The 15,522-nt window shown below is 66.2% G+C and carries 18 protein-coding genes; 11 read left to right on the forward strand and 7 right to left on the reverse strand.

Features of this window, described 5'->3' with window-relative positions; all coding sequences use genetic code 11:
• The first annotated feature begins 13 nt into the window (after positions 1–13).
• Positions 14–343, forward strand: a complete 330-nt coding sequence (locus tag Herbaro_RS08145; protein ID WP_275013318.1) for a DHCW motif cupin fold protein — start codon at positions 14–16, stop codon at positions 341–343.
• Between the two features lie 68 nt (positions 344–411).
• On the opposite strand, the gene Herbaro_RS08150 is transcribed toward Herbaro_RS08145, so the two are convergent.
• Both Herbaro_RS08150 and Herbaro_RS08155 read right to left on the reverse strand, forming a co-directional pair.
• Positions 412–1,545: an MBL fold metallo-hydrolase gene (locus Herbaro_RS08150; protein WP_275013319.1), complete on the reverse strand. Its 1,134-nt coding sequence runs from the start codon at positions 1,543–1,545 to the stop codon at positions 412–414.
• A 124-nt stretch (positions 1,546–1,669) separates the two neighbouring features.
• Complete coding sequence (locus Herbaro_RS08155; RefSeq protein WP_275013320.1) at positions 1,670–2,053, reverse strand: tautomerase family protein; 384 nt, start codon at positions 2,051–2,053, stop codon at positions 1,670–1,672.
• A gap of 174 nt (positions 2,054–2,227) precedes the next feature.
• On the opposite strand from Herbaro_RS08155, the gene Herbaro_RS08160 reads away from it, so the two are divergent.
• On the forward strand, positions 2,228–3,073 hold the full coding sequence (locus tag Herbaro_RS08160; protein ID WP_275013321.1) for a LysR family transcriptional regulator: 846 nt from the start codon (positions 2,228–2,230) through the stop codon (positions 3,071–3,073).
• 19 nt (positions 3,074–3,092) lie between these two features.
• Here Herbaro_RS08160 and Herbaro_RS08165 read toward each other — a convergent pair whose 3' ends face one another.
• Complete coding sequence (locus Herbaro_RS08165) at positions 3,093–3,545, reverse strand: carboxymuconolactone decarboxylase family protein (protein WP_275013322.1); 453 nt, start codon at positions 3,543–3,545, stop codon at positions 3,093–3,095.
• Between the two features lie 119 nt (positions 3,546–3,664).
• Positions 3,665–5,113, reverse strand: a complete 1,449-nt coding sequence (gene pdxR, locus Herbaro_RS08170; RefSeq protein ID WP_275013323.1) for a MocR-like pyridoxine biosynthesis transcription factor PdxR — start codon at positions 5,111–5,113, stop codon at positions 3,665–3,667.
• 99 nt (positions 5,114–5,212) lie between these two features.
• On the opposite strand from pdxR, the gene Herbaro_RS08175 reads away from it, so the two are divergent.
• The 8 genes from Herbaro_RS08175 (at position 5,213) to Herbaro_RS08210 (ending at position 11,199) form a co-directional block, all read left to right on the forward strand.
• On the forward strand, positions 5,213–5,698 hold the full coding sequence (locus tag Herbaro_RS08175; RefSeq protein ID WP_275013324.1) for a GNAT family N-acetyltransferase: 486 nt from the start codon (positions 5,213–5,215) through the stop codon (positions 5,696–5,698).
• Positions 5,695–6,312 (forward strand): FMN-dependent NADH-azoreductase, encoded by a 618-nt coding sequence (locus tag Herbaro_RS08180; RefSeq protein ID WP_275013325.1) that lies wholly within the window; start codon positions 5,695–5,697, stop codon positions 6,310–6,312. The genes Herbaro_RS08175 and Herbaro_RS08180 overlap by 4 nt, the downstream gene beginning before the upstream one ends.
• Positions 6,313–6,480: 168 nt before the next feature.
• On the forward strand, positions 6,481–6,936 hold the full coding sequence (locus tag Herbaro_RS08185; RefSeq protein ID WP_275013326.1) for an Hsp20 family protein: 456 nt from the start codon (positions 6,481–6,483) through the stop codon (positions 6,934–6,936).
• An 840-nt stretch (positions 6,937–7,776) separates the two neighbouring features.
• Entirely contained in the window at positions 7,777–8,958 is a 1,182-nt protein-coding gene (locus tag Herbaro_RS08190; protein WP_275013327.1) for an MFS transporter, read from the forward strand.
• 200 nt (positions 8,959–9,158) lie between these two features.
• Positions 9,159–9,527 (forward strand): Hpt domain-containing protein, encoded by a 369-nt coding sequence (locus Herbaro_RS08195; protein WP_275013328.1) that lies wholly within the window; start codon positions 9,159–9,161, stop codon positions 9,525–9,527.
• A 24-nt stretch (positions 9,528–9,551) separates the two neighbouring features.
• Entirely contained in the window at positions 9,552–9,851 is a 300-nt protein-coding gene (locus tag Herbaro_RS08200) for a helix-turn-helix transcriptional regulator (RefSeq protein ID WP_275013329.1), read from the forward strand.
• 78 nt (positions 9,852–9,929) lie between these two features.
• A complete protein-coding gene (locus Herbaro_RS08205) occupies positions 9,930–10,658 on the forward strand; it encodes a DNA-3-methyladenine glycosylase (RefSeq protein ID WP_275013330.1) in 729 nt (242 codons plus the stop codon).
• 148 nt (positions 10,659–10,806) lie between these two features.
• On the forward strand, positions 10,807–11,199 hold the full coding sequence (locus tag Herbaro_RS08210; protein ID WP_275013331.1) for an acyl-CoA thioesterase: 393 nt from the start codon (positions 10,807–10,809) through the stop codon (positions 11,197–11,199).
• A gap of 44 nt (positions 11,200–11,243) precedes the next feature.
• Here Herbaro_RS08210 and Herbaro_RS08215 read toward each other — a convergent pair whose 3' ends face one another.
• Complete coding sequence (locus tag Herbaro_RS08215) at positions 11,244–11,588, reverse strand: hypothetical protein (RefSeq protein ID WP_275013332.1); 345 nt, start codon at positions 11,586–11,588, stop codon at positions 11,244–11,246.
• Between the two features lie 109 nt (positions 11,589–11,697).
• On the opposite strand from Herbaro_RS08215, the gene Herbaro_RS08220 reads away from it, so the two are divergent.
• The gene (locus Herbaro_RS08220) at positions 11,698–11,943 is read left to right on the forward strand and encodes a type II toxin-antitoxin system RelB family anti-toxin (protein ID WP_275013333.1); all 246 of its coding nucleotides are present in this window, start codon (positions 11,698–11,700) and stop codon (positions 11,941–11,943) included.
• 135 nt (positions 11,944–12,078) lie between these two features.
• Here the strand turns inward: Herbaro_RS08220 and parC are convergent, their stop codons facing one another.
• Both parC and Herbaro_RS08230 read right to left on the reverse strand, forming a co-directional pair.
• Positions 12,079–14,394 (reverse strand): DNA topoisomerase IV subunit A, encoded by a 2,316-nt coding sequence (gene parC, locus Herbaro_RS08225; RefSeq protein WP_275013334.1) that lies wholly within the window; start codon positions 14,392–14,394, stop codon positions 12,079–12,081.
• 21 nt (positions 14,395–14,415) lie between these two features.
• The gene (locus Herbaro_RS08230) at positions 14,416–15,372 is read right to left on the reverse strand and encodes a lytic transglycosylase domain-containing protein (RefSeq protein WP_275013335.1); all 957 of its coding nucleotides are present in this window, start codon (positions 15,370–15,372) and stop codon (positions 14,416–14,418) included.
• Positions 15,373–15,522: the final 150 nt, after the last annotated feature.

A 15,522-nucleotide genomic window follows, 5' to 3' on the forward strand; every position in this document is an offset into this window, starting at 1 on the left:
TCGGGGATCGTTCGTGAAGATCGACAACCTGCCCTTCGGCACCACCGACTGGAACGCGGTCGAGGCGACCGAGCACCCCGGCGTGACCGGCCGCGCCTTCTGGCGCACCCGCAAGTTCGGCGACGTGCGCGTGCGCATGGTGGAGTACACGCCGGGCTACCTGGCCGACCACTGGTGCGTGAAGGGGCACTTCTTGCTGTGCCTGGAGGGCGAGCTGCACACCGAGCTGGAAGACGGCCGCAGCTTCGTCCTCAAGCCCGGCATGAGCTACCAGGTGGCCGACAACGCCGAGCCGCACCGCTCGTCGACAGCGAATGGGGCGAAGCTGTTCATCGTCGACTGATTCCCGATTGTCCCGACCGAAAAAAAGCCCGCATCGACTGATGCGGGCTTTTTTGTGCGCGGACGGTATCACTCATCCAGCTTCAAGGTCTCGCCGTGCCTGAGGGTGATGAACTGGTCCGGCGGCAGCCTGGCCTCCTTCAGCGCTTCGGCCAGCTTCTGCGGCGGCTCGTCCAGCGGCTCGTCGGCCAGCTCGAAGGTGCCCCAGTGGATGCCGATGGAGCGCTTGGCGCGCACGTCCTCGTGGATCTGCACCGCCTGCGCCGGATCCACGTGCTGGTTCTGCATGAACCAGCGCGGCGCGTAGGCGCCGATGGGGATCAGCGCCAGGTCGAAGCGGCCGAAGCGTTCGCCGATGTCGCGGAAGTCCTTGGAGTAGCCGGTGTCGCCGGCGAAGTAGATCGAATAGGCGTCGCTCTGTTCGGATTCCGGCGTCTCGGTGGTGGCAGGCATCTTGAGGTTGCGCAGCACCCAGCCGCCCCACAGCGTCTCGGAGCGGTCGAACAGGCCGCGCGCCGACCAGTGCGCAGCGGGCACGAAGTAGATATCCAGGCTGCCCAGCGAGAGGCGGTCCCACCAGTCCATCTCGCGCACGTTGGTGATGCCGATGTCATTGAACCATGCGAGCAGGCCCAGCGGCACAAGGAACAGCGGCGGGCCGCCCGGCTGCAGGTTCAGCTGCTCGACGCTGGCGCGGTCGAGGTGGTCGTAGTGGTTGTGCGAGATCACCACCACGTCCACGTGGGGCAGCTCGGAAACCTGCACCGGCAGCGGCACCTTGCGCTCGGGGCCGATGAAGGAGAAGGGCGAGGCGCGTTGCGAGAACATCGGATCGGTCAGCACGTTCTTGCCGCCGATCTGGATGAAGGCGGTAGCGTGGCCGATCCAGGTCACGCTGGGCGCGATGCGGTTGGCCTTGAGCCAGGCCAGGTCGGGCTTTTGCACCGGGAACCGGTAATCGTTGGCGGGCGGCTTGGGCAGGCCTTGCGTGAGGCGCTCCCATTGCCACTTCCAGAAGGAAGCGCGCTCGGTTTGCGGGTAATTGTTGCGGAAACCGTTTTCGGTGCGATTGGATTTGGCCGGGTCGTAGTACTTGCCGGAGGATGAGCAGCCGGCGAGCGCTAGCGCAAGGACGAGGAGCAGGCCCAGGGCCTGGGCAAGAACTCGGGGGCGATGGTGCTGTGTGGGCAGGTCGGTCGGCATGGGTGGCGGCAGCGGCACTGCGGCAGGCGATGTCAATGGACGACATCGTAACAGCAGAGCCGCGCCGGCGCAGCGGCGCGGCGGCCGGGCGCGGGATTTCTCCCTTCATGTCGACTGCGCCGCGCTAGGCCACGTATTGCGCGATGCCGTGACCGAAGGACCAGTTGCCCTTGTCGCCCTCGACCAGGCTGATCATCACGTCTTCCGGCCGCACCCCGGGATCGTCGCCCAGGCGCTCGACGATGCGCTTGAAGAGGGCGTTCTTCTGCGCCTGGTCGCGGGTGTTGCTGACCGTCAGCTGGATCAGCACGAAGCCGTCGGAGCGCTCGATGTTCATGTAGCTGCGGTTGAACACCAGTTCCTCCGGATCGTGCTCGGTGAGCACCATGAACTGGTCGTCCCTGGGGACGTTGAAGCTCTCGATCATGGCCTGGTAGATGTTCTCCAGGATGGCGGCGCGGTAGGCGCGCGGCTTGCCGCGCAGCAGGGATACTCGGACGAGGGGCATGGCGATCTCCTTGGGGGATGACAGGTTGGCAAGTCGGCGAGCCGCGTGAGATTGCCCGCTGCGACCCGTTGAGAAGCATGCTACGCTCGCCTGGTCATTAAAAAAATAACTCGATGAATATTTCAATGATTTGATTTTCGAATCATTGAAAGCCAAGGCAGGGAAGGGAACACCATGGAAAGACCGCTCGATCTCGACGCCGTCCAGGCCTTCGTGCTGGTGGCCGACATGCAAAGCTTCACGCGCGCCGCCGAGGCGCTCGACAGCACGCAGTCGGCCATCAGCCTCAAGCTGAAGAAGCTGGAGCAACGGCTGGCGCGCCGGTTGCTGGAACGCACGCCGCGGCTGGTGCGGCTGTCGGCCGACGGCCAGCACTTCCTGCCGGCCGCGCGCGAGCTGCTGGCCGCGCATGAGCGGGCGCTGGGCAAGTTGAACCTGGGCGCGACGCGCTTCTCGGTGGGTATCAGCGACCACGTCACGGGCAGCGGTTTCGCCCAGGTGCTGGCGCAGGTCAACGGCTACGATCCGGGCGTGGTGATCGAGGTCAGGATCGCCTCCTCGCGCGACATCATGCAGCAATACGAACGCGGGGAACTGGACGCGGCCATCGTGCGGCGCGAGCCGCACGACGTCGGCGGCGAGTTGCTCATGGAGGAGCGCCTGGGTTGGTTCGCCGCGCCGCAGAGCAATTGCTGGACGGGCGACACCTTGCGCGTGGCGACCTTCTCGTCGACCTGTCGCATCCGCGAACTCTCGCTGGCGCGGCTGGACGATGCCGGCATCCGCTGGTCCGAGGTGTTCGTCGGCGGCGGCATCCAGGCGGTGGGCGCGGCGGTCACCGCCGGGCTGGCGGTGTCGGCGCTGCTGCATCGTACGGCGCCGGCCGGCGCCATCGAGGTCGGCGCCCGGCTCGGGTTGCCGCCCTTGCCGCTGGCGCAGGTGATGCTGCATTCGCGCCTGAAGGAGGCGCGCACGCGCGAGGCCTTGCGCACCCTGGCGGCCGCGCTGAAGGCGGCCTGAAGGCGCGTGGCGGCAGGCTTCAGTGCTTGGCCGCCTGCGGCGCCATGCGGCCGGGGATGGCCAGGCGGTTCATGGCGTTCATCAGCGCGATGGCGATGGTCAGCTCCGAATACTCCTTCTCGTTGAAGTGCGCAGTGACGGCGGCGTAGTCGGCATCGGGCGCGGCGGTCTCGCCGATGTCGGTGACCACTTCGGCCCAGGCCAGCGCGGCCTGCTCGCGCTCGGAGAACAGCTTGCCGGCTTCATGCCAGACCGGCACCAGCACCAGCTTGTCGATCGTCATGCCGCTCTTGAGCAGGTCGCGCGAGTGCTTGTCGATGCAGTAGGCGCAGCCGTTGATCAGCGACACGCGCAGGAACACCAGCTCGACCAGGTCGGCCGGCAGGCTGCAGTTCTTCAGATAGGTGTTGATGGCCAGGAAGCCGTTGTAGGGTTCGGTGGCGTTCTTGTACATGTCGATGCGCTTGCTCATGGCGTGGCCTTTTCAGATGGTTGCGGGGTTGGAAGAGCCTCCATCATGGGCGCGCATGGCCTAGCCGGGAAGTGCCAAGAATGGCTATCCGGAGTGGGCCATGACAATGGGCCGCGCCGCTACAGCAAGGCCAGGATGCGCCGCGCCAGTTCCTGCGCCTTGCGGCGCGAGTCGATGTTGGTGAAGCTCAGCATCAGCATGGGCGGCAGCCCCTCGCGCGGCGCCAGCAGGCATTCCGACAGGGCGCGCCCGAACATGCCGTCCTGGCGCATCTTCTCGGCCAGCGCACGGTCGGAACGGCGGCCCTTCAGGCGCATCAGCAGGTGCATGCCGCCGGGCCGCGCTTCCATCTGCATCTGCTTGCCCAGCACCGCGTCCAGCCCGGCCGCGGCCAGTTCGCGCCGCTCGCCGTAGAGCCGGCGCATGCGCTGGATGTGGCGGGCGAAATGTCCCTCGGCCATGAAATCGGCGACGATGCCCTGCGTCAGTGCCGGGCTGCCGCCGGAGAAATGGCGCGCGGTCTCCTCGAAGCGCGCCACCTGCGACAGCGGCACCACCAGGTAGGCCAGCCGGATGGCCGGGAACAGCACCTTGCTGAAGGTGCCCGCGTACAGCACGCGGTCGTCGCGGTCCAGGCTTTTCAGCGCCGGCAGCGGACGGCTGACGTAGCGGTATTCGCCGTCGTAGTCGTCCTCGATGATCCAGGCCTTGCTGCGCGTGGCCCAGTCGAGCAGCTCGATGCGCCGCTGCAGCGAGAGCGCCACGCACAACGGGCTCTGGTGCGCCGGTGTGACCACCGCGGCGCGGGCGCGCGGCGCCAGGCGCAGGCCTTCGGCCACCTGCAGGCCGTCATCGTCCACCGGCACGCCCACCAGCGTCATGCCGGCCGCGCGCAGCAGCGCGCCGGTGGGCGGATAGCCGGGATCCTCCACCCATACCTTGTCGCCCGGTTCGAGCAGGGCGCGCGCGGCCAGGTCGAGCGAGTCGCGGTAGCCGGCGGTGATGAAGACCTGCGCCGGCGCGCAGGACAGGCCGCGCGAGAGCTGCAGGTAGCGCGCGATCTCGGCCCGCAGGGCATCGGTTCCGGCCGGCGGCGGATACAGCATGTCGGCCGCGCCGGTGGCGCGCGCCGCGCGCGCGGCCAGGCGCGCCCAGATCTTGCGGGGGAAGGCGTCCAGCGCCGGCACGCCCATCTGGAACGGGCGCGGCAGCGGCGCCGGCCGGCCGGCGGGGTTGTCGAAATCGTAAGGGGCGGGCGCGGCGGGCGCCGGCGCCGCCTTCGCCGCCGCGGTCGACGGCTTGGCCTGCAGGCCGGCGGCGATCACCGTGCCGGCCTGGCCGCGGGCCTCGATATAGCCCTCGGCGGCCAGCAGCGAATAAGCGCTCTCGACGGTCCCGCGCGCCAGCCCGAGTTCGGCCGCCAGCGCGCGCGCCGAGGGGATGCGGTCGCCCGGCTTGAGCAGGCCGTCGGCCGCCGCCGCGCGCAGGCGGGTATAGATCTGCCGATAGTAGGGCTCGCCGGCGGCGGGGTTGAGCTGCAGGAAGTCGTGCGCTGCGGCGGGTTTCATGGTCCACTCCAAATGTCATTTCTTGGCTCTCCTGATTATGCCATCGGCGCACTAAGATGGCGCTTGTTCAAACTCGACCATCGACAGAAAAGGATTGCCATGAGTCACCGCCTGCAAGAACTGGCCGCAAGGCAATGGCGCATCGACGACGATGCCCTGCGCCATGCCGACACCGACGCCGACAAACGGGCCTGCTACGCCGTCATGCGCGAGCTGCGCCCGCACCTGGCCAGCGAGGAGGAGTTCATGCAGCGCATCGGCCGCGCCGCCGACGAGAGCTACCGCATGCTGGCGGCCTGGGACGAGGGGCGCGTGGTGGCCATCGCCGGTTATCGCTTCCAGGAAAACCTGGTCTACGGGAAATTCCTCTACGTCGACGACCTGGTCTCGGCCGAGACCCAACGCGGCAAGCGCTGGGGCGAGCGCCTGCTCAAGGCGCTGGACGCGGTGGCGCTGGAGGCCGGCGTGGCGCGCCTGGTGCTCGATACCGGCATGGCCAACGCGCTGGCGCAGCGCTTCTATTTCCGTCAGGGCTTGCTGACCGGCGCGATGCGCTTCGGCAAGGCGATCGGAGGCGCGGCATGAAGCTCCTGCATATTTCCGCCAGTCCGCGCAAGGAGGCCTCGAACGCCTGGTGGCTGTCGCAGCAGATCGTCGAACGGGTGGCGCGCGGCTCTGGCGCGGCCGCCGTCACCGTGCGCGACCTGTACGCCGACCCGATCGCCCACGTCGACAGCGAATACGCCGACGCGCTCGGCTCGCCCGTGTATGCCGGCGACGAAACCCGGGCCGGCGGCGCGCTGGCGCTGTCCGAGCAGTTGATCCGCGAACTGGAGGCGGCCGATGCGGTGGTGATCGGCACGCCGATGCACAACTACACCGTGCCTTCCACGCTCAAGGCCTGGATCGACCACGTGGTGCGCGTGCGCCGCACCTTCGCCATCACGCCGGACGGCAAGGCGGGCTTGCTGCGCGACCGGCCGGTGCACGTCGGCGTGGTGTCGGGCGGACGCTTCTCCGGCCCCGGCGCGCGCCAGGCGGATTTCCTTACGCCCTACCTGAAGGTGGCGCTGGCCACCATCGGCCTGCACGACGTGCGCTTCTACAGCATGGAAGGCCTGGCCGCCGGCGCTGAGATGGTCAGGGCCGAGCGCGAGCGCGTGGCCATGGTGCTGGATGGCGCATTTTCAAGGGCGTGACAGGCCGGAAGGATAGATAAGGAGGAGATTTCCGGCGGCTGAGGTCGCCGGATTTTTTTTGCAAAAAAATCCCTTGAAAAGAAAAAAGCGCGTCCCTAGATCAGTACCAGCAGATGCTCAAACGCGAGGTCTGCCAACAAATCATCGCTTACTTGAAAAGGATATTTTATGCGTAGCTTCGACTTCTCCCCCCTGTACCGCACCGCAATCGGCTTTGATCGCCTGGCCCAGATGTTCGACAACGCCCAGCGCGCCGATCAGCCGAGCTACCCGCCGTACAACATCGAACTGGTGGCCGAAGACAAATACCGCATCACGATGGCCGTCGCCGGCTTCGCCCGCGGCGAGATCGAGATCGAGACCGAGAATGAAACCCTCAAGATCACCGGCCGTAAGCAGAAGGAAGACCAGCAGGTCAACTTCCTGCACCGCGGCATCGCCGCCCGCGATTTCGAGCAGCGCTTCCAGCTGGCCAACCATATCAAGGTGACCGGCGCCAGCCTGGAAAACGGCCTGCTCAACATCGAGCTGGTGCGCGAAATCCCGGAAGCGCTCAAGCCGCGCAAGATCGACATCGGCGCGCCCGAGAGCAATGTGCAGCGCCTGGATCGCGCAGCTGCCTAAGCTTCACCGCAACAATCCCGCCACGCGCGGCAACGCCGTTCAGCTGAATGCTGAACGGCATTTTCTTTATGCCTTTTCATCGGAGTCTGTTCGCTTAGAACGTCGCTGGGTTCCGGCCTTCGCCGGAACGACAAGCGAGGAGGAACTCGAACAGTCGAGGGCACAAGTTATCTCTTCCATGTCGTCCTGGCGAAGGCCAGGACCCAGCTCGCGCAGCTGCCTAAGCTTCACCGCAACAATCCCGCCGCGCGCGGCAACGCCGTTCAGCTGAATGCTGAACGGCATTTTCTTTATGCCTTTTCACCGGAGTCTGTTCGCTTAGAACGTCGCTGGGTTCCGGCCTTCGCCGGAACGACAAGCGAGGAGGAACTCGAACAGTCGAGGGCACAAGTTATCTCTTCCATGTCGTCCTGGCGAAGGCCAGGACCCAGCGTCGTTCGTCGCGACACAAGAGCGGCAAGCCGATACACCTCATCGCCACAACGATATGAACACCCGCCGGCGATTTCTGTATAATCGCCGCAAATATTCCCGGGCCGTCGTTCGATCGAACCTGGAATACGTAAGCGTTCACGTCAACCAACGCGTCCATCCGGCATCGCTTGCCAAGTGCGACTACGTTCGCATGCGATGCCACAGACGCCATGGTGAAAACTTGAAACGACTTTATCCGCCGGTGCATTCCCTTGCCCAGACTGGCCTTCGCTCCCACCCCGAACCGCAATCGTCGTCCTGCGCCCGGCGGCGCCAGGCGCGCGCTTGCATCCCTTCGTCCCGACCGTCCTCGCGCGCCGGCGCGCCGCGCGTCTGCGCACAGCGAGGCCGCGCATGAGCATCGACATGAACCTCCAAGACAATACCCAGGAGCGCTCCGCCGCCCGCAACCTGCTGCCGCTGGTGGCCATCGTGTTTTCCGGCTTCCTCGCCATCGGCATCCCGCTGCCGGCCTTGCCGCTGCACGTCAACGGCACGCTGGGCTACAGCGCCGCCGTGGTCGGCTGGATCGTCGGTATCCAATCCTTCGCCACCATCCTCACGCGCAAGTTCGCCGGCTCCTGGTGCGACCGCCACGGGCCCAAGCAGTCGGTCTCGCTGGGCTTGCCGCTGGCGTCGGCTGCCGGCCTGCTGTACCTGGCCTCGACGCTGGTGGCCGACCCGCTCGGCAGCATCGCCGTGCTGACGCTGGGACGCCTGTTGATGGGGCCTGCCGAAAGCCTGTTCCTGACCGGCACCATGACCTGGGGCATCGGACGCGTGGGCATCGCCAAGACCGGCAAGGTGATGGCCTGGCAGGGCATCGCCATGTTCGCCGCTCTCGGCCTGGGCGGACCGCTCGGGGTGGCGATCCAGCAGCGCTTCGGTTTCGCCGGCATCGCCTGGACCACCATCCTGCTGCCGCTGGTGGGGTTCGCCGTGGCGCGCAGCCTGTCGGCGCTGGCAGTCACGCGCGGCAACGCGCAGGGCTTGTCCTTCAGCGGCGCGCTGGCGCTGATCTGGCGCTTCGGCCTGGCACTGGCGCTGGCGGCGATGCCATTCGCCATCCTCACCAGCTTCCTGGTGCTGCTGTACGGCAGCCACGGCTGGCAGGGCGCGGGCTACGCCATCCTCGGCTTCTCCGCCGGCTACATCGGCGTGCGCCTGTTCTTCGCCCATTTGCCGGATCGCATCGGCGGCGCCCGGGTCGGCGCGGTGTCGGTGGCGATCGAACTGTGCGGCCAGCTGCTGCTGTGGCAGGCGCACGATCCGCTGGCGGCGCTGGCCGGCGCGGTATTGACCGGTATCGGTTTCTCGCTGGTGTTCCCCTCCATGGGCGTGCAGGCCATGGCGCGGGTGCCGGCCCATTCGCGCGGCATCGCGGTGGCTTGCTTCATGGCCTTCATCGATGTCGCCTCGGGGTTGACCGGCCCCATCGTCGGCGTGGTGATCGGCTGGTACGGCTATCCCGCCGCCTTCCTGGCCGGCGCGCTGGCCTGCGTGGCGGCGCTGGCGGTAATGGCGGCAGGCGCCTCGAAAAGACGCTGAGCTGTGGCGCGCCGATGACTATTTCCCAGTGGAACGTGACTTTTGGTTGACGCCGGTTACGTGCTTGGTTACGTTAATGGAAAAGCCGCGCCACCCGCCAACGGTGCAAGCGGCGAACCCCCGCGCCGCCAGATGGTCAAAGAAACATTGAAAGAATTGCAATGCATGCGTACATTGCGCGGGGCCACAGGGAGAAACGCATGACTGAACATCCGTATCACCACATCAATCCGGAACCTCTGCTGGAGGCCATGGGCGGCGATGGCGCCGCCTGCCGCCACATGTTCGGCACCTTCGCCAAGAGCGCCCCGGCCACGTTCGCGCGGCTGGAGCAGGCCATCGCGGCCGACGACGCCCCGCAGGTCAAGCGCGAGGCGCACAGCCTGAAGAGCATGACGGCGCTGGTCGGCGCCGGCCCGCTGACCGATCAGCTCAAGGCGATCGAACAACTGTCCAGGGCCGAGCCGCCGCAAAGCGCCCGGCCGTTGCTGGCTGAGCTCAAGGCGCTGTTCAACGCCGTGGCGGCCGAAGTGAACCATTACGTGGAGCAGGTCGGCGTGCCGCACTGATTTGCCGGCACGCCTCAAACCGTCATGCAGAAGGGGCTGCAAGCCATGGCTTGCAGCCCCTTCTGCATGCTCGCCCTGACGACGGCATTCGGCATGGACACGCATACAGCGCGAAGCCAGCGCCTGCAGCTGATTTTTCAACTGACCCGCGCCGAAGCTGAACTGGCGATTCTCATCTCCTATCGCGACATCTCCCCGCAGGAGTGCGCGCAGGGCCGGGGTGTCTCGATCACCACGGTGCGCGCCCAGATCCAGGCCCTGTTTGTGACGGTCGGCATCTCCCGGCTTCCCCAACTGATCACCACCATCCTGCAATTGGGATGAGGCGGGCACCCCCTGGGCGGCCTCATGCCGGGCCATGGAATAATCACGCTTGTGGTCCAATCAGGCAAGGCGTGTTCAATGACAGATGCGGTACATGATGAGGAGAGCGGCTCGCTCCGGTTCCACCCGCTGGGGCAATCCTTCTTCGATCAGGACAGCCCGGCACTGGCCCGCGCCCTGATCGGCAAGGTGCTGCGCCGCCGCTGGAAGGGCCAGTGGCTGTCCGCGCGCATCATCGAGACCGAAGCGTACCGGCTGGACGACAAGGGCAGCCATGCGTCGCTGGGATACACGCACAAGCGGCGCGCGCTGTTCATGGACGCCGGCACCATCTACATGTATTACTCCCGCGGCGGCGATTCATTCAATATCAGCGCCGCCGGGCCCGGCAACGCGGTACTGATCAAGTCGGCCTATCCCTGGACGGACGCCATCGCCGGACCGGAGGCATTGGCCGTGATGCAGGCGGAGAATCCCGCCGCCGGCGGTGCGATGCGGCCGCCGGAACGGCTTTGCGGCGGCCAGGTCCAGCTGTGCCGGGCGCTGGCGTTGCGGGTGACGGAGTGGGATGCGCGCCAGTTCGATCTTGAGGAGTTGTTCGTCGACGACGTCGGCGAGTCGCCGCCGCTGCTGATCCAGGCCACGCGACTGGGCATCACGGCAGGGCGGGACGAGCACTTGCCGTATCGTTTCGTCGATCCTGCCTATGCGCGGTTTTGCACGCGCAATCCCCTGCGTCGCGGGCAGGCGGCGCCGGAGCACTACCACTGGATCGATGCGGACGGGAATGCGGCCGCGGCGCCGTGACGCGCGCGCTGCAGCGAGTAGGCCGCGGGCGTTCCGGGCGCACGCAAGTCCGTGCAACTTGTCCGGTACATAATGCTCTATGATCAGGGCCCGCCCGGGCCCAGGTTTTATTATTGTTGAAGCATCGTCACCGGATCAGGTTGAATCTATGTTTGTAAAACACTTCGAAGTGGACCCCGCGCATATCGATTTCCAGGGTGTGGTCGATGGTCTCTATTACCCGTTCTACATGGAGTGGACGCGGCACGCGTTCATGAAGGAAGGCCTCGGCATCGACATCGAGGAAGAATTCAAGCAGGGCAAGATGTACATGGTGCTGGAATACTCCCTGCGCTTCCGCAAGAGCCTGAAGAAAGGCGACAAGCTGGAAGTGACCTGCGCGCTGCAGAAGAACGAGAAGCGCAACCGCGTCAATTTCTTCCAGCAGATCAATGTGGATGGCGTGCCCTGCGCGGATGCCACCTTCGTCGCCACCTGCTTCGTCAACGGCCGTCCTTCGGTGCCGGAAGCGGTGGCGCAGGCGCTGACCAAGCTGGACTGAGCCGCGCGGCGACCCTGGTGCACAAGCACGGCCCCTGATTTGTATCAGGGGCCGTTTTCTTCGTCCCGGCGCTCCGTGACAATGGCCTTGCGTTGCGCCCGGTTTGCCTTGGAAATCTGCACGTAGGCGTAGCACCCCAGCAATTTGCTTGAAGCGATGGCCAGGCGAAGAAGCGCACCCTTGTCGACCGCTGCAAGCAGCGGTGCATCGTCGAGCTCCTGCGATTCATGAAATTCGAGCAACGCCAGGAGCGCCGCCAACCCGTTGCCGACGTCGTGGGTGTATTCGGCCAGGGCCTTTTGATGGGATGGCGGGACGTCGTGGCGATGCCAGGAGCATGGGCGAAACAATGGGGCGGCGGGATCGGCGGAAGGCGAGGCATCGGGCATGAAATCTCCGTGACGGACAGAACCACACAGCTGATACAAAGCGGAATGTCACCAAAAAAGGGTCGTAAAAGCCGTGGTCGTATAGGGATCATATCGCGATGATGGCTGTATGCCAACAATTTCCCCACCACTTGAAAGAAGCCCGCACTTGATGAATATCGGGGCGGCCATTCGCGCCCGGCGAAAAAACGCTGGTATCTCACAGGAAGCGCTCGCGGATGCGGCAGGCCTGGATCGGTCTCACATGGGGAAGATTGAGCGGGGCGAGCGCAATGTCACCGTGTTGAACATGGTGCGTATTGCCGATGCGTTGGGATGCCAGCTATCGACTCTGCTGCTTGAAGCGGATTTATAGCGGTTATGAAACTGCTTGGACTCAAGGCGAATAACAAGCGTATGTGTTTGCCCGTGAGAGACGGTGTTTGGCGGAATGAAAAAACGGCCCCTGATTTGCATCAGGGGCCGTTTTTCTTTTACTCGCGCGCGGCGATCAGGTCAACGCAGCCAATCCGGCCGGCTTGATCTTCGACTCCAGCGCCTTCCCCTTGCGCGCGCGCTTGCCGATGTGTGTTGCCAGCGCCGCCGCCGAGAGCGAGACTTCCTGCTCCTTGCCGCCGCGGCCGATGCCGTGGATCACGACACCCTTCTGGCTGATGGCCTGCGCGCCCAGCAGCTTCTCGTTCTTTTCCAGCTCCATCAGGTTCACGCCGCGGCCGCCCGAGGACAGGGTCTTCATCTCGTCCAGGCCGAACACCAGCAGGCGGCCGTTGCCCGAGAGGCAGGCCACGGCGCCGGCATCGGGAGCGACCGGGCGCGGCGCCAGCGGCACTGCGCCTTCGTCCAGCGTGAAGAAGCTCTTGCCTCCCTTGACCCGGCCGAACATGTCGGACGCCTTGGCGACGAAGCCCACGCCGGCGTCGGAAGCCAGCAGCAGGGTGGTGTCGGCCGGGCCGGTGAAGTAGTGCAGGATGTTGCTGCCGCCGGCCAGTTCGACCAGCGTGGTCACGGGCACGCCGTCGCCGCGCGCGTTGGGCAGGGCGTTGACCGCGATGGTGTAGACCCGGCCGTTGGAGCCGAAGGCCAGCAGGTTGTCCACCGTGCGGCACTCGAAGGCGCCGTACAGGCCGTCGCCGGCCTTGAATGTGAACTGGGCGGCGTCGTGGCCGTGGCCGGTGCGCGCGCGCACCCAGCCCTTTTGCGAAATGATTACGGTGACCGGTTCGTCGATCACCTTCTGCTCGAAGGTGGCGCGCACGGCCTCTTCGATGATGGTGCGGCGTTCGTCGCCGTACAGCTTGGCGTCGCCTTCGATTTCCTTGATCACCAGTTTCTTCATCGAGGCCGGGTTGTCGAGCAGGTCCTGCAGCGAGGCCTTCTCGCCGCGCAGCTCGGCCAGCTCTTGCTGGATCTTGATTGCTTCCAGGCGCGCCAGCTGGCGCAGCCGGATTTCCAGGATGTCCTCGGCCTGGCGGTCCGACAGCTTGAAGGCCGCGATCAGCGCCGGCTTGGGCTCGTCCGACTCGCGGATGATCCTGATGACCTTGTCGATGTTCAACAGCACCGCTTCCCGGCCTTCCAGGATGTGGATGCGGTCGTTCACCTTCTGCATGCGGAATTGCGTGCGGCGGGTGACGGTCTCGAAGCGGAAGCTGATCCACTCGCCGAGGATGTCGCCCAGGCTCTTCTGGCGCGGGCGGCCATCGCCGCCGATCATCACCAGGTTGAGCGAGGCGCTGGTTTCCAGGGAGGTCTGGGCCAGCAGGGTGTTCATGAACTCGGTCTGGTCCTGGTTCTTGGACTTGGGCTCGAACACCAGGCGCACCGGCGCCTCGCGGCCGGATTCGTCGCGCACCGCGTCGAGCAGGCCGAGGATGGCGGCCTTCTGCGTCTGCTGTTCGGGCGTGAGCGACTTCTTGCCGAGCTTGACCTTGGGGTTGGTCAGCTCCTCGATCTCTTCCAGCACCTTCTGCGACGACACGCCCGGCGGCAGCTCGGTGATCACCGCCTGCCACTGGCCGCGCGCCAGGTCCTCGATCTTCCAGCGCGCGCGCACCTTCATGCTGCCGCGGCCGCTCTGGTACATCTCGGCGATGGTGGAGGTCGGGGTAATGATCTGGCCGCCGCCGGGGAAGTCGGGGCCGGGCACCAGTTCCATCAGTTCGGCATGGGTGATCTTGGGATTGCGGATCATGGCCACCGCCGCCCTGGCCACTTCCACCAGGTTGTGCGAAGGGATTTCGGTGGCCATGCCCACCGCGATGCCGGAGGCGCCGTTCAACAGCACGAAGGGCAGGCGCGCCGGCAGCAGGCGCGGCTCTTCCGAGGCGCCGTCGTAGTTGGGCTGGAATTCCACCGTGCCCATGTCGATTTCATCGAGCAGCAGCTTGCTGATGGGCGTCAGGCGCGCCTCGGTATAGCGCATCGCCGCCGCGCCGTCGCCGTCGCGCGAGCCGAAATTGCCCTGGCCGTCGATCAGCGGATAGCGCAGCGAGAAATCCTGCGCCATGCGCACCAGCGCGTCGTACACCGACTGGTCGCCGTGCGGGTGCAGCTTGCCCAGCACGTCGCCGACCACCGCGGCCGATTTGCGCGGCTTGGCGGTGGCGTTCAGGCCCAGCTCGTTCATCGCGTACAGGATGCGGCGCTGCACCGGCTTCTGGCCGTCGGCGACGTCCGGCAGGGCGCGGCCCTTGACCACCGAGATCGCGTAGTCGAGATAGGCGCGCTCGGCGAAGGTCGACAGCGTCAGCGAGTCGCCGTCCGGCGGGGGCGGGGTCTGGTCAAACAGGTTGGCTTGTTCGGTCATATGTCTTGATGGCTGACTGGATTAATCGTGTTGCTCGTGTTGATCGTTCAATGGCTCCCTGGCGGCGCCGGCGACGGCTTGCGGCGCGGGCGCCTCTGCCAGCGCCTGGCCGGGCGCGTGTGGCGGCAGCGTGACCTTCAGGCGCGGTCCGCCGGCGTCGAGCGCAGCGCCGCGCCTGGCGGTGACGTCGATCGCGCCGCCAGGCGCAGCCGGACGGTACAGCTGGTAGAAGCGCGACACCAATCGCACGTAGCCCTGGGTTTCCGGATAGGGCGGAATCTTGTTGCCGTACTTCTGCACCGCGCCTTCGCCCGCATTGTAGGAGGCGATGGCCAGTTCGGCGTGCTGCGGGAACATCGTCATCAGGTCGCGCAGGTAGCGCGCCGCCAGGCGGATGTTGATCTTCGGGTCGGTCAGCTTCTGGTGCAGGGTCTTGCGGCGGTCGCCCTGCAGGCCGTAGCGCTCGGCCGTGGCCGGCAGCACCTGCATCAGGCCGACCGCGCCCTTGGTCGACACCGCGCGCGCATTGAAGCCCGATTCGGCCGTCATCACCGCCTTGAGCAGCGCGGCATCCAGACCGAACTCGTCGGCCGTCTTGCCCAGCAGCGCGTCGTACTTGCGCGCGTCCGGATGGGCCAGCATGGTCTTCACGAACGGCGGGTCGCGCTCGGCGAAGCCGTCCTTGCCGCGGGTGTGGTTGAGCGCGGCGGCGCTGTTGGCCAGCAGGCGCTCGCGATCGTCGACCCGCTCGGCATAGAAGTGCACCATGCCCTGGGCGTCGGTGTAGCGATAGACGATGCTGCGGCCGTCGTTGGTGCCGGCCGCCTCGGACTCGATGTGCGTGTGCACCACGCCGTCGGCGTCGGTGTAGTTGACGCTGCGCTGGGCCAGCGCGAACGGCGCGCACAGCACGCAGCCGGCGCCCGCCAGGGCGACAATGAGCGTACGCGGCAGGCAGCGCGGCGCCGGGGCTGGCATGTCAGATATGGCCACGCGGGACGCGGCCAGCCGTCCACGGGGCAGATGCGTCGCCCGGCACTGGCTGGATTGGATTGAACGGTTTGGCTTGTTCGGTCATGGCACTGGTTGGTGATTGCGTCATGCTTGAGAGTCGCTTCGTATGCGGCC

The sequence above is a fragment of the Herbaspirillum sp. WKF16 genome, from assembly GCF_028993615.1.
Classification (GTDB): Bacteria; Pseudomonadota; Gammaproteobacteria; order Burkholderiales; family Burkholderiaceae_D; genus Herbaspirillum.

Coding starts and splice junctions, on each gene's coding strand:
- pdxR (WP_275013323.1), bottom strand. CDS start 5,113: ATGAAACCCGCCGCAGCGCACGACTTCCTGCAGCTCAACCCCGCCGCC.
- Herbaro_RS08195 (WP_275013328.1), top strand. CDS start 9,159: ATGACTGAACATCCGTATCACCACATCAATCCGGAACCTCTGCTGGAG.
- Herbaro_RS08230 (WP_275013335.1), bottom strand. CDS start 15,372: ATGCCAGCCCCGGCGCCGCGCTGCCTGCCGCGTACGCTCATTGTCGCC.
- parC (WP_275013334.1), bottom strand. CDS start 14,394: ATGACCGAACAAGCCAACCTGTTTGACCAGACCCCGCCCCCGCCGGAC.
- Herbaro_RS08155 (WP_275013320.1), bottom strand. CDS start 2,053: ATGCCCCTCGTCCGAGTATCCCTGCTGCGCGGCAAGCCGCGCGCCTAC.
- Herbaro_RS08175 (WP_275013324.1), top strand. CDS start 5,213: ATGAGTCACCGCCTGCAAGAACTGGCCGCAAGGCAATGGCGCATCGAC.
- Herbaro_RS08210 (WP_275013331.1), top strand. CDS start 10,807: ATGTTTGTAAAACACTTCGAAGTGGACCCCGCGCATATCGATTTCCAG.
- Herbaro_RS08185 (WP_275013326.1), top strand. CDS start 6,481: ATGCGTAGCTTCGACTTCTCCCCCCTGTACCGCACCGCAATCGGCTTT.
- Herbaro_RS08200 (WP_275013329.1), top strand. CDS start 9,552: ATGCAGAAGGGGCTGCAAGCCATGGCTTGCAGCCCCTTCTGCATGCTC.
- Herbaro_RS08150 (WP_275013319.1), bottom strand. CDS start 1,545: ATGCCGACCGACCTGCCCACACAGCACCATCGCCCCCGAGTTCTTGCC.
- Herbaro_RS08160 (WP_275013321.1), top strand. CDS start 2,228: ATGGAAAGACCGCTCGATCTCGACGCCGTCCAGGCCTTCGTGCTGGTG.
- Herbaro_RS08220 (WP_275013333.1), top strand. CDS start 11,698: ATGCCAACAATTTCCCCACCACTTGAAAGAAGCCCGCACTTGATGAAT.
- Herbaro_RS08205 (WP_275013330.1), top strand. CDS start 9,930: ATGACAGATGCGGTACATGATGAGGAGAGCGGCTCGCTCCGGTTCCAC.
- Herbaro_RS08180 (WP_275013325.1), top strand. CDS start 5,695: ATGAAGCTCCTGCATATTTCCGCCAGTCCGCGCAAGGAGGCCTCGAAC.
- Herbaro_RS08215 (WP_275013332.1), bottom strand. CDS start 11,588: ATGCCCGATGCCTCGCCTTCCGCCGATCCCGCCGCCCCATTGTTTCGC.
- Herbaro_RS08190 (WP_275013327.1), top strand. CDS start 7,777: ATGAACCTCCAAGACAATACCCAGGAGCGCTCCGCCGCCCGCAACCTG.
- Herbaro_RS08165 (WP_275013322.1), bottom strand. CDS start 3,545: ATGAGCAAGCGCATCGACATGTACAAGAACGCCACCGAACCCTACAAC.